This window comes from Methylobacterium gregans (assembly GCF_022179245.1).
Classification (GTDB): domain Bacteria; phylum Pseudomonadota; class Alphaproteobacteria; order Rhizobiales; family Beijerinckiaceae; genus Methylobacterium; species Methylobacterium gregans.
The window spans coordinates 19,668-29,746 of the sequence record NZ_BPQM01000061.1; the positions used below are offsets into that span (position 1 = coordinate 19,668).

Here is a 10,079-nt window from a genome sequence, read left to right on the forward strand (position 1 = left end):
TGCATGTCCGCTTACGGCAGTTGGCTTATTGATCGGCGACGGCCGCTCTGGTCGCGAAACCGTCGATCGTTACGATCTGAGAGAACGTCCGGCCCGTCGATTTTGCATCCTGACAGTGGACTAACAGAAACCCACCCGTTCCGGCCGTAGGTCGTGGTCGAAAGCGCCGCAAGGAAGCGGACGTTTCCAAGCTCTTCAGATGCTTGAATACAACGCGTCGAGTTCAAGCCCTAAGCCACGGGATTTTTACCCCTAAATGCTACTGTGATTCGCGTGAGCGATCAGATCTGGAGCTCGATCTGCAGCTACCCGATGGTGCAACCCGTTGCAGCGGTCTTTGAGAGCGTGACCAAATCACGAAGTTTTCTGCAATCTGCGACGTGTCGCGCAGCGGCTTGCTTGTTGCCAACCGCTGCCAGAACGATCCCCAAACGGGACCCAACCCGCCCACAAACTCTGCCTCAACACCAAGCCTGCATGCACCTAACCGGCGCCCGATTAAGCGGCAAGCCGTTGGTTGAAAAAGAAAATTTTAAAGCCGACATGAGGGGTGCGTGCTTGGATGCTAAACTACGAATCTGGGGGTCAGAGGTTCGAATCCTTTCGGGCGCGCCATTTTACCAACAATCGCAACAATTTAGCGACGACCGCGGATACGGTAGAACGATACCGTATGGGTCTGTCCATTCCGGGTACGGCTTGGGGTACGGCTATCTGCCGGCTGCAACTGTTACGGACTGTTGCGCTTCGCTCTACCTCGGCCAGTCGCTTTGCCGCCCTTCTCGGCTTCGGCGCGAGCCGCCGCTTCGGCTGCCTTCCGCGCATTCCGCTGCTCGATGAAGAGGGCGAGGCTGCCCGTTTTCGGCGGCGGGGCGGTGCGATCGATGCCCGATAAAGAGATCGAGCGCAATGTCGATCGCCGCTCTGTCCCAACGGCGCGTGCCCTTCATAGCGTTAGGAAGCTTGCTCTTTCTTACCCAATCCTCGAAGCCTGAGACGGTCAAGCCGCAATACGCGGCGGCTTGAGCCTTGGTGAGGATGCGGGGGGTCAGGGGGGACAGCATGTCGGACGGCAACGTTAAGCTGGGAGGGTTTCAGGCCGACGATATCGTTCAGAGTGCGAGAAGCATTCAAGTGGCCCTTGCCCTTATCGAGCAACTGAGGGGTGGCTCGGCCCTACGGCTACCATACGACAATGTGAAGAAAATCGTCGACGCACTGCTTCGAGATGTTCCTTTCGTTGGATACTCGCTTCCGGAGTTAAGCGTCTTTCGCGCATTCGTTGGCGACTCTCAGTTGCCGGCGAACGCATCTCGATTCTCTTACAAACCTCTCGCATTGGGGTCATCGTGGGGGCGCTGCAATCGAGTTGGCACCACTGTGTTTTATGGGGCGCTTAATGAAGATACTGTATTTTCTGAGCTGGGACCTGAGATAGGTGATACTTTCTATATTGGTAAGGCGCGGCTAAAAAAAGACAGTAGTATTAGCCTAAATTGCATAGGTGAGATTGACCACATCAGAAGATACGGCCTGCCCCTTGTTGGCGACGAACAGGCAAAGCAGTGGCTTGCTGGAGTCATGTCTCAGAGGCCCCTGGAAAGTAACGTCAGGACGGAATTAGTTGATGCGTTTTTTGCAGATATGTTTTCTCAAACGGCATTTCGCGCAAAGGACTACAAAATATCTAGCGCGCTTTCAGAGATATTATTTGAGCCGGGGCAGTTGGATGGATTCGCTTACCCGAGCGTGGCGCATAGAGGCGGCCTGAATGTGGCTATCAGACCACAAGCGTTTGACGAGAAGTTCGAATGGGAAGGCTTTGAAGCTCTGCGCGTCGTGGATTATCTCGGGTTTGGCTTGTATGCGCGTGCGCCGATAGCGCGGGCGGTCGGAGCAGCACCGGATGGCAGCCTCGAGTGGCAAGCGGTTGAAGCTCCTGAAACTTCTCCCGCATCCACGGCTGCGAAATCCGGCCCTGCGACGTAGCAGCAGTCAGCCTCCCGCGGCCCGCCGACGCGAGTCGAGGATCGCCCAAGCCGCGAGGCTGCCTTCGAACTCCGCAACCGACATGCCCGAGCGGATCGCCTTGTCGGCCTCAGCCTCGGCACCCTTGAGCGTCATGGCGATGATCGCTTGAGCCCGCGCGCGCTCCGCGAGCACGATCGGGGACGGCGCCGGGGCGGCGGCCTTCGGCGGCCTGACCGGGACAACGGGTCGCGCGGGCGGCAGAACCGGGCTCGGCATAGGCGAGGCGGTCCTGATGGTGAAGCCGTCCAATTCGGCCTGCCCCTTCGTCTCGATCTTCCCATTGGGAAGGATGCAAAGGGCGCTGTAGTCCGGGTGCGGATCGGCGAAGCCGCGGGGGGCCTTATCGGTGTCTCTCGTCATCATGCTCTCCTCAGTCGCTCAGTAATCCGCGCTGCTCCGACTCATGCCGGGCAAGCACCCGCTCGATGGCGCGCTCGACCTCACGCGCCATCCGCTGCCGCATCGCGGGGGAGTCAGCGTCCCCGCTGATCGTCCAGTTGTTGACGACCGACACGTTGCCGCCGCGCACGTTCTTCGAGACCGGCTGAGAGGTCGCGCCGAGATGGACCATCGCGTCAGCCGTCGGTACCCGTACCGGCGGCGTGCCGTCTTCGGCGCCGATGCTCGCGAGCCGACGGTTCGACCCCTCCGCGCCGCCGATCGCCGACAGCTTGCGGAGCGTGCCGTTGGTCTCGATCCGCCCGGTCGCACGGGGTACGAAGATCTCGGGGCCACGCTCGCCGACGAGGTAGGGGACGCCGCCCCGGACCGGACCGCCGAGCGCACGGGCTTCGAGGGGGCTGCCGCCGCGCGGGGTCGCGTTCGGGGTCGCTGGCGTCGGCGTGGCGCCGCCGAAGACGCCTTTCGCGCTGTTCCAGGCCCGAGACGCGGCGCCCTTCACGGCGTCGACAAGGCGGCCCGCGGCGCCCGTGACGCCCGACACGATCCCATCAATGATCGCCGAGCCGAGGCCCGCCCAATCAACGCTTTTGGCGGCGTCCCAGCCATTTTGGGCGAGACCCATCATGGCGCTACCGAACTCCCCGGCAGCGGCTATGGCCTTCCCGGGAAGCGCGGCGATGCCTTTGACGAGTTCGGCAGTCGCCGTCCCGGCGCTCTCGCCCCAGGACTTCCACTTCTCCCCGCTCTCGTCGAGCGGTCCTAGGATCTTCGAGAACCAATCCCAAACGGACTGCAGACCTTCCGTGACCTTCTTGACGGCACCGGAAGCCTCGGGGCCAAGCCCCTTCATGAAGCTCTCGCCGAAGGCCGAGAAGAAGGTCTTGATCCCGTCCCAGTTGTTGTAGACCCACACCCCGAGCGCAGTCAGGCCCGCGACGATCGCCGTGATCGCGATGCCAACCGGGTTCGCGACGAGGGCCAGCATCGCCCCGCCGATCGCGCGGAGAGCCACGACGGGAAACGCGAGCACGGATCGTCCCAAGCCGAGCAGCGAAGCGCCCGCAGCCGCCAGGACGGCCCGAGAGCCGCCGACCGCCCCGAGGGCGATCAGACCCGCCGCCAGCGCCCGCACGCGCGCCACGACCCCGGCAGACGCTGCTACGCCCACTGCCGCGATGCCCTTTGCGGCCCCGAGCAGGTTCGCCGCCAACCCCACCGTTGCCGCGCGGGCAAGGAACAACAGGCTGCCGCCGAGCAAGCCGATCGCCCGCACGGCCCCACCCGCAACCATCATGAGCGGCCCGAGCGCGACGGCGCCGAGCGCGGCATACGTGCCGAACTTGAGCAGCGCGGGGTTCGACTTCTGGAGGCGCTTCAGGCCGTCCGAGACGCCTTCGAGCGCTTCCGAGACGGTATCGAGCACACCCGTTTCAGCGAGCGTGATCCAGAGGTTCGAATAAGCGGAATTGAGCCGGTAGACGGCCCCGACGACGCCCTGAAGACGTAATTCGACGGCTCGGTCATTATAGCCGGGCGCGTTCTTGCGGATATCATCGATCGCGTCGACAAGCACGCCCTGTAGGAGAGTCCCCATACGGCCGCCGTGCTGAGTCTGGAAGATCGCCGTGAGATCCCCAAGGGACGCGCCCTTCGCCTTCAGCGCCCGCAGGAACCCCACGAAATCGACCTTATCGGCCGCGCCGATCATGGCATCCGTGATGCCCTCGGCCAGCTTGTCGCGGTCCATCGCACCGCCCGCCGTCCCGGCCGCCCGCTGAATGGCATCCGTGATCTTGGCGACGGTATCGCCGACATCGTACTTCGCCTTGGGATCGGACAGGATCTTGTTGATCGCCCCGTGCGCCTTCGAGGCGTCGACGCCCTGAAGCTTGAGGCTATTCAGGATGCCGTCGGCGTTCACCGTGCGGGACTGCGTGACGAAATCGTTGAAGCTCAGCCCGAGGCGTGTCATCGCCGCGAGCGCCGGCTTCGTCGGCCGTACCATCCGCACGAGCGCCGAGCGCAGGGCAACACCCGCCTCGCTGCCGCGAATGCCCGCGTTCGCCATGGTGCCCGCGGCAGCGGCCAGCGTTTCCACGTCCAGGCCCGCGGTCGCAGCCATCTGGCCGGCGAACTTGAAGGTCTCGCCGAGCTTTTCAACGTCCGTATTGGTCTTGTTCGCCGTGTAGGCGAAAACATCTCCGACCCGCTTCATGGAAGAAGCGGCTTGCGTGGCATTCGCCATCGGCAAGCGCATAGAAGTCAGAACGTTCGTGACGATATCGGTCGCGCGCTCGGCCGCAATGTCGCCGGCCAGCGCGAGCTTCATCGCCCCTTCGAGCGTGCCCTTGATCTGCTCGGCATTGAACCCGGTCTTTCCGAGTTCCAGCGCCGACTTCATCGCATCCTGAGGCGTGAAGTAGTTTTGCGCGCGCGCAAGCTTTTCGATCTCTTCCCGCTGAGCACGGGTCATTTCGGTCACAGCCTGCAACGCATTGCCGGCCTTCTCGAAATCGAAGACGATGCGCCCGGCGCTCATGCTCAGGATGCCGAGGGGCATCGAGAGGTTGGACGTGGCCGAGCGCCCGGCATCCTGGATGGTTTTGCCGGCCGCGGTAACACCGCGACTGGCCGTGTTGAATGCCGAACCGACCCCGGCGTTCAGCGCCGACATGCGCCGGCCCATTGCGCCGACGGCGCTCTCGGCGCCCTTGATCGCGGCCGGAAGGCTCGCCGCGATCCGGCCGCCGATCTCGACGGCAACGCTGAAGGTTTTCGACATGACGGGTGTTGGCTACCTTCGGGATTTCTGGGCCTTCGCGAGGGCTTTGTTCATGTCGCGACGGTATTGAATGGCGGCCTCGGCCCAATCAGCGAAGTCGTCGATATCCATGTCGAGGATATCGCGGAGGCCGATGCCTCCGCTCGTCACGTCGATGATCGTCAGCGCGGCGCGCCTGAGTTCGGTTACATTTCCGAGGGCCGCCCCCTGAAAGACTCCAACTGCTCGGTCAGCGAGAAGAAATCAGTCTCGTCGAGTTCTTCGATCACGTCGGGCGCCACGTCGCAGAGCCGGGCGAGCAGGAAGATACCGCGCTCCATCTCGTCGCGCTTGGCCCGGCCCGCCGCGAGCGCATCGGCGGTCTTGGGTCGCCGCATCGTCAGGGCCGTGTAGTTCTGACCGCCCACGTTGACGGGGAAGAGAAGCTTGATATCGGCAGTGAGACGGGTATCGACTTTGCTGGTCATTGTAAAATTCCCTTGTTTGCTGCGATCTTGAAGGCAAGTAATTCGACGAGCCTATTCGCCCCGCGGCCAATGGTGAGCGCCGCCAATGCGGCCCGCCGGGAGGCTGATTCCGGTGAGAGGAGCGAGGTAGGTGTCGGGGCGCTTCCGACCGGGATGCCGGACCTCGCGCTTCACCTTCCGGCCGCCGTAGCGCGGGGTCATCTCGCCGGTCTCTTTGTCCCGAACGAGTTGAACGGCGCGGGACCACGACCCGTCGGGATCGCGCTCGTGCCATTCCTCAACGATCTCGACGCGATCAGGCTCTTGCTTGCCCGCCTCGAAGCGATAGCGGCGTTGGATGTTCTGAAGCGCCTCGTCGCGGCGTCCGGCCCGGTGAAGGGCTTCGTTGACCGTCAGGGCCTCGGTCTCGATCTCACGCAAAGCTTCGAGCGTTTCGGCCAACTGAGCCGCCTGCCGGTCGTAATCGGCGAGCAGCCTCGGGACTTCACCCGCGAGGCGACGTTCAGTGGCAGCCTTGCGGGCCGTGAGGGCGTCCGCAGCCTCGCGCTTTACCTGCTCGGCATGAGCCGCCTCAAGGTCGCCGAGCGCCCGAGAAGCCACTTCGGCACTGATGCGAGCGGCGTCCGCGTCCCGCTCAGCCGCAGCGATACCAGCCTCGTCGAGGGCGTCGAGGGCGGCTTGCCGCTTCGTCTTCGAGGCAGCGCTACGGGCGTTCGCGTCAGCGAGGGCCGCCTTCCGAGCGTCGATCTCGGCCGCGATCTCGGCGGAACTCGGCGCGGCCTTCTTCCGCTTCGGGAAGATAATGTCGAGGATCGCGCTCACGACTGCGCCTCCGTTGCAGCGGCGGCGGCAGCGGCGGCGCGCTCCGCTTCCACAATATGCGCCTCGTGGAATTTGTAGTTGGCGCCGGGAGTCAGCAGGCCGGGGCGGGAGTAGATCAGCCTTTCCGAGATGCGATCGAGCGCGGTGTGTGCACGGGCGATCCTGATCTCGGTCTCGGCAATGTCCTCAGCGAGGAGGGCCTTCCGGCCAGAAATCTCACGGCTCAAAAGGCGAAGACTTTCGCCAAGATCCGCAAAGTCAGTCGCAAGATTGTCGACATACATATTGCGCGGACCATTCCGCACATCACGAGAGAAGGGCATGTGAGAACTTCGCTAGCGTCGGCGGGCATGTGCCCACGCCCGGACTGTCGCTCGCCCTCGCCCCGCCAGGGAGGCTGATCGAGTCGCCCCCAACGCCAAAAGGCGGACGGCCCGAGAGCCGCCCGCTGAAGTTGACCGAAGGACGTGGACGCACAGTGCCGAGCACCCTGGAATGGGGCAGGACTGTTCCTGTAGCTACAAATGCGAAGGGGAGCGGGGGGCATGCCAACTCTCCCGCTCCCCTTCATCGACGACCCGAATTGCCCTGGATCAGGTCGAAGCTTTTAAATCCGCAAGGTGCTTGTCTCGATAAGCAATCTCAGCCGCAAGCTGGATGGCGGCCGGAACCTCAAGGCCAATGCGCTCAGCAATCGGACGAAGCTCGGCAACGATCTCCGGGGGAAGTGCCATCTCGGTCGGAAGGGGCACAAACTGATAGCCGACGACGGCCAAAGCAGCTTCCATACTCGTCAGGGTCGGATTCGTGCGGTGGCGCCAGCTTTTCAGAGCCGGCCTTTGAACCCCGCTCCGATCTTCGACTTCCTGATACGTTATATTCAAGCGTCGCATCTCTGCGAATAGAAGCTTCACATGCGGGCAGACGCCCTCGGGGACCGTGACCGTCGAGGGGCGGCGCTTCTTCGGCTCGGGGTGGCGACGGCTATATTTCGAGGGGGCAGGCATGTCGGCGATCATGATGACCGCCGACATGCGGGGGAGGGTGTTTGGGTAGCGCTCTGATTAGATCGCAGTCACGCCCTGTAAGGAACACGCGACAGGCTAACTATCGTATTGGAGTAACCCTTATGTCGAAGAAAAGTGGATACACTTTCAGCTATTAGGGTTTGATGCGGAGATGGGCCGATCATGACCTCTTCAAGCGGCAACAAGCCTTCGTCGCCCTTTATGTCGCCAGTGCAAACATATGGGATAAGTCCGAATTGGGTTACTCTGAACTTGAGCCCTCCGTCGTAGTCTTTTACAAATGAGTATGGTATGACCAATCTGCTCTCAAATTCCTGCTTGAAAGCGGGATTTTTGAAGCCTACAATCTTCGATGACAGCGACATAACCATATGCTCGAAGTAATTTTTGTCGTGATTGTAGTGAAGTTCATTCTCCATTGATATAAGATCTAACTCATACTGTTCTTCATATCTTCTTATTATTGATAAAATTAAAACCTGCTTGTCACGTTTTTGATAGAAAACTTTATGCAGCATGTGATGAGGGCCAAAAAAGACGTGGCGCATACCTTCGGCTCTTTCTCCCAACTTGATGCAGACGCCCCCGGCCGCCCCATATCCACGCCATTGCTCAAGGCTATCTCGCGCGGTGGAAAAGCAAGCTACTAGGTTGCCGTAGTTCCTTGGTGCCAAGATCTCCTCTCTTGTTCTCTCAAGTATACTTCTAAACTCTGACCTCTTGCTTCTTCGTATCTTGTAATCAATTATCTCAGCAGTAAGTTCTGCTCCATGCTGCATTTCTTCAGAGTCATTTAGAAATCGATTGTCACTGGCCCAAAAGCCACCGCTATCAACTATACCTTTGAAGCCTCCAATTGAGGTGTAGTGATACAAATTATTTCGCGAGCTCAAAAAATTTTCTCTTCGAATTGCGAACTTAACATTTCTGGTCTCGGGGGTAATCCAAGACGCTTTTAGGAAGCCCGTTCTATATTTTTTTTGACCATTGATCAGAACGCTGCCGTCGTCTTGTTCTGGGAATTGGTTCATATACGCGCCAATCTTTAGCCGTTGTTTGGCAAAGGGCAGTACCACGCCGGTGGAACCGCATCTAGTTGCTGCCTGCCGCCAAGCCATTACCAGCAAAAAATATATAGAAGTTTGCTCCGAGCAAGCAGAGAAATTTTCTCTAACCCATTGAATTTGGGTGCGATGTAGCGGTCTGACGCTACGATACCAGAGTCAAAAAAGAAGCTTTTTTGCACCGCATCTAGCCAACTCCCGAGATCGCGCGTTACCCGCATAGGCACCCCCCTTGGAAGGACCCTGAGCCTCCAAATATGTGATATTTCAGCATGTCAAGCAATTCTATGTAGAAATGAATTATTTTTACCTTCGATGACATGCTGATTTGCTTTGCCGAGCAGACGAACGTTCCTGCCTGAAGACTAGTGGATCATCGCCCGTCCGTTGACGACGTTGGGCATAGAGAACTCGGGGTGCACGCACACGAGGGCAGGCCGTCCTTTGTGGCTGACCTTCATGGTCGCAGTGTCGATGAAGCCGGCGCCCGTGAGGTCAGCGAGCAGCACGTCAAACTCGGCCATCGGAATGCGAGGTTGATACGCCTTGTGGAGCAGGGTCTTCGTGATGCCCTTCGGCCTGGCCTTCTTCACGAGGGCGACGATCTTGTCGTGAGGGAGCAGGCCGTTTGCGATGCGAGGCGCGCGCTTCGGGCGTTTCGGGAGCGATACGAGGCTTGATCCGACTTTGAGGATCGGCTGCCGCCGGGTCAGGGTCTCGACGGCCTCAGCCGTGAACGTGTCTTCGAGCGCCGTCCTGATCTCGTCGAGGTCGAGGCCCTTGCCGACGTGCCGCATCACGAGGGTCACGATCTGACCCGTCGCCTCGGCCTCCCGTCGCCTGCCCTCCCGATCCGCTACGCCTCCCCGAGCCCTGACGATCCTCGTGAGGCCGCGCATATGGGGCGCCAGGACGCGAAGGCACTGCTCGACGGCCGTCTCGTCGTCCCGCTCGAAGCGCCGGTTCTCGGGCATTTGCGGGAACACGCGCCACGCAACGCCGTCCCTGACCGGGAAGATCACCCGCTTGCCCTTCAGGGCGCGGACGATCGCGTGGCGATCGTGGAAGAAGACCTCCCCGAGACACGCTTCTTCGAACTCGACGAGCGGGACGCCTTCCGAGCCAACTTGTTGCATGTACGCTTCAACGCGCCGGATCAGCACGGGCCATCCGGCACCAAGGCGACGGACTTCAGTCAGGACGGGCAAGGGACACCTTTCCGAGTTAGCTTCCATGACTCTACATACAGGGGGGTATAAGAGAGTGCCCTATATATAGTTGCGTTTATACACTCTCTTATGTCTAGCCTTAGAGACTAACCTCTAACTCATTGATTGATGGATAAAGCCTTTCAAATTCAGCTACTTAGATTTTTGGAGTTAGCGCCGGGGTTAGAGCGTTTTCGGTTTAATCTGGTTCGTACCCTGCGGCGGCGAAGAAGTGGGCACCTTCGTCGGGTGTGAGCGTGTCGATGAGCCGGCCG

Annotated in this window: 9 protein-coding genes and 1 tRNA gene; 2 read left to right on the top strand and 8 right to left on the bottom strand. The window is 60.6% G+C overall.

The features are described from left to right. Positions 1 to 490 precede the first annotated feature (490 nt). Together MFF54_RS13150 and MFF54_RS13155 are read left to right on the top strand one after the other, a co-directional pair. Positions 491 to 615 (top strand) — tRNA-OTHER (locus MFF54_RS13150). Positions 616 to 1,062: 447 nt separating this feature from the next. Then, positions 1,063 to 1,989 carry an RES family NAD+ phosphorylase gene (locus tag MFF54_RS13155; RefSeq protein WP_238303377.1) on the top strand — a complete coding sequence of 309 codons (927 nt, stop codon included), beginning with the start codon at positions 1,063 to 1,065 and terminating at the stop codon, positions 1,987 to 1,989. Between the two features lie 6 nt (positions 1,990 to 1,995). Here the strand turns inward: MFF54_RS13155 and MFF54_RS13160 are convergent, their stop codons facing one another. From MFF54_RS13160 to MFF54_RS13195, 8 genes are all read right to left on the bottom strand, one after another. After that, on the bottom strand, positions 1,996 to 2,391 hold the full coding sequence (locus MFF54_RS13160; RefSeq protein WP_238303379.1) for a hypothetical protein: 396 nt from the start codon (positions 2,389 to 2,391) through the stop codon (positions 1,996 to 1,998). A 10-nt stretch (positions 2,392 to 2,401) separates the two neighbouring features. After that, complete coding sequence (locus MFF54_RS13165) at positions 2,402 to 5,215, bottom strand: phage tail tape measure protein (RefSeq protein WP_238303381.1); 2,814 nt, start codon at positions 5,213 to 5,215, stop codon at positions 2,402 to 2,404. A 185-nt stretch (positions 5,216 to 5,400) separates the two neighbouring features. Beyond that, positions 5,401 to 5,682 carry a phage tail assembly protein gene (locus tag MFF54_RS13170; protein WP_238303383.1) on the bottom strand — a complete coding sequence of 94 codons (282 nt, stop codon included), beginning with the start codon at positions 5,680 to 5,682 and terminating at the stop codon, positions 5,401 to 5,403. Positions 5,683 to 5,733: 51 nt separating this feature from the next. Next, positions 5,734 to 6,504 carry a hypothetical protein gene (locus MFF54_RS13175; protein WP_238303384.1) on the bottom strand — a complete coding sequence of 257 codons (771 nt, stop codon included), beginning with the start codon at positions 6,502 to 6,504 and terminating at the stop codon, positions 5,734 to 5,736. After that, the gene (locus tag MFF54_RS13180; RefSeq protein ID WP_238303385.1) at positions 6,501 to 6,788 is read right to left on the bottom strand and encodes a hypothetical protein; all 288 of its coding nucleotides are present in this window, start codon (positions 6,786 to 6,788) and stop codon (positions 6,501 to 6,503) included. The genes MFF54_RS13175 and MFF54_RS13180 overlap by 4 nt, the downstream gene beginning before the upstream one ends. A 309-nt stretch (positions 6,789 to 7,097) precedes the next feature. Further along, entirely contained in the window at positions 7,098 to 7,523 is a 426-nt protein-coding gene (locus MFF54_RS13185; protein ID WP_238303386.1) for a hypothetical protein, read from the bottom strand. Between the two features lie 56 nt (positions 7,524 to 7,579). Further along, a complete protein-coding gene (locus MFF54_RS13190) occupies positions 7,580 to 8,563 on the bottom strand; it encodes a DUF2971 domain-containing protein (protein ID WP_238303387.1) in 984 nt (327 codons plus the stop codon). 398 nt (positions 8,564 to 8,961) lie between these two features. Continuing rightward, the gene (locus MFF54_RS13195) at positions 8,962 to 9,759 is read right to left on the bottom strand and encodes a hypothetical protein (protein ID WP_238303388.1); all 798 of its coding nucleotides are present in this window, start codon (positions 9,757 to 9,759) and stop codon (positions 8,962 to 8,964) included. Between the last annotated feature and the right edge of the window lie 320 nt (positions 9,760 to 10,079).

Bases quoted from the DNA above. Each gene is read 5' to 3' on its own strand.
- MFF54_RS13190 (WP_238303387.1), bottom strand. From the start codon at position 8,563: ATGAACCAATTCCCAGAACAAGACGACGGCAGCGTTCTGATCAATGGT.
- MFF54_RS13170 (WP_238303383.1), bottom strand. From the start codon at position 5,682: ATGACCAGCAAAGTCGATACCCGTCTCACTGCCGATATCAAGCTTCTC.
- MFF54_RS13160 (WP_238303379.1), bottom strand. From the start codon at position 2,391: ATGACGAGAGACACCGATAAGGCCCCCCGCGGCTTCGCCGATCCGCAC.
- MFF54_RS13155 (WP_238303377.1), top strand. From the start codon at position 1,063: ATGTCGGACGGCAACGTTAAGCTGGGAGGGTTTCAGGCCGACGATATC.
- MFF54_RS13185 (WP_238303386.1), bottom strand. From the start codon at position 7,523: ATGATCGCCGACATGCCTGCCCCCTCGAAATATAGCCGTCGCCACCCC.
- MFF54_RS13165 (WP_238303381.1), bottom strand. From the start codon at position 5,215: ATGTCGAAAACCTTCAGCGTTGCCGTCGAGATCGGCGGCCGGATCGCG.
- MFF54_RS13180 (WP_238303385.1), bottom strand. From the start codon at position 6,788: ATGTATGTCGACAATCTTGCGACTGACTTTGCGGATCTTGGCGAAAGT.